This window comes from Lactococcus ileimucosae, from assembly GCF_943193185.1.
Taxonomy (GTDB): domain Bacteria; phylum Bacillota; class Bacilli; order Lactobacillales; family Streptococcaceae; genus Lactococcus; species Lactococcus ileimucosae.
On the sequence record NZ_CALPDE010000055.1, the window covers coordinates 1 to 1,287 of the forward strand.

Sequence of the window (1,287 nt, forward strand, 5' to 3'; positions counted from 1 at the left end):
CCCCTGGAACACGAAGCCCTGCATGCGGCTGTTGCCTTCGTCACGTTCGGCCGCTTGAATCTCGCGGGCCGTTTCGGTGAGTGCCTGCCAGGTGGTCGGAGAGTTATAGTCAAATCTGGTGGATGGCAGTCAGGCGGCAGTCCTGTCTGATTGATCGGTTACCTGCTCCCCATCCTGAAACCGGACGTTGTTCACGACCAGCTCCAGCTTGCTGAACCCCTTGATGCGCTTCCAGCGTTTCTCGGCGCTCTGGAGCAGCTTGAAGACCATCGCCAGGGTCGTCGCCCGGGATCCGCAGTTCCGGCTGCGCTTGCTCCGTAGACGGACCGTGGCGAAGGTCGACTCGATCGGGTTGGTGGTGCGGATATGCACCCAGTGCTCTGCTGGATAGTCGTAGAACGCCAGCAGCTCGTCCCGATCCTTGGCCAGGCACGCCATCGCCTTGGGGTACTTGGCCTCGAAGCGTTTCAACGTGCGATCGAAGGCCTTGTGCGCATCAAAGCGGGTCTCGGCCATCCAGATGTCATGGAGGTCGGCCTTGACCTTGGGCTGCACTGATTTCGGCAGCTTGTTCAGCACGTTAGCGGTCTTGTGGACCCAGCAGCGCTGATGGTCGGTTTCCGGGTAGATCTTGCTCAGCGCCAACCAGAACCCCATGGCACCGTCGCCCACCGCCAGCTTGGGGGCTTGAGTCAGACCGCGCTCTCGCAGCCCCGTCAGCAGCGTTTCCCAGCTGTCTGCCGACTCACGGAAGCCGTCCTCGACGGCCACCAGCTCCTTGCGGCCCTGCTCCGTGACGCCGATGATCACCAGCAGACACAGGCGGTCATCCATGCGCACGTTGCTGTACACGCCGTCGGCCCACCAGTAGACGTAGCGACGGTCTGACAGGTCACGCTGCCGCCACTCGGTATGCTCGTCTTCCCACTGTTTCTTGAGCCGAGACACCGTGTTGGCCGAGAGCCCCTTGGCCTGGTCGCCCAGCAGCGCCGCCAGCGCCTCCTGGTAGTCGCCAGTGGAAATCCCCTTCAGGTAGAGCCAGGGGATCAGTTCCTCGATGCTGCGGGCCCGCTTCAGGTAGGGCGGCAGCAGGCTGCTGTTGAAGCGAGCACCACCGCCGCTGCGGTCACGCACCTTGGGCACCTGCACGCTGACATCCCCAATCCCGGTCTGGACCGTGCGCTCGGGCAGGTAGCCGTTGCGGACCACGGCCTGACGTCCATCGTCGAGCCGCTGATCGGCATACTGCGCCAGGAAGGTAGCCAGTTCGGCCTCGACAGCCTTGGC

The 1,287-nt window shown here is 63.6% G+C and carries 1 protein-coding gene; it reads right to left on the reverse strand.

Going from position 1 to position 1,287, the window contains the following annotated elements; all coding sequences use genetic code 11:
* Window positions 1-129: 129 nt before the first annotated feature.
* The coding region (locus NFR51_RS10990; RefSeq protein WP_251713619.1) for an IS256 family transposase at window positions 130-1,287 on the reverse strand (1,158 nt) is incomplete at its 5' end.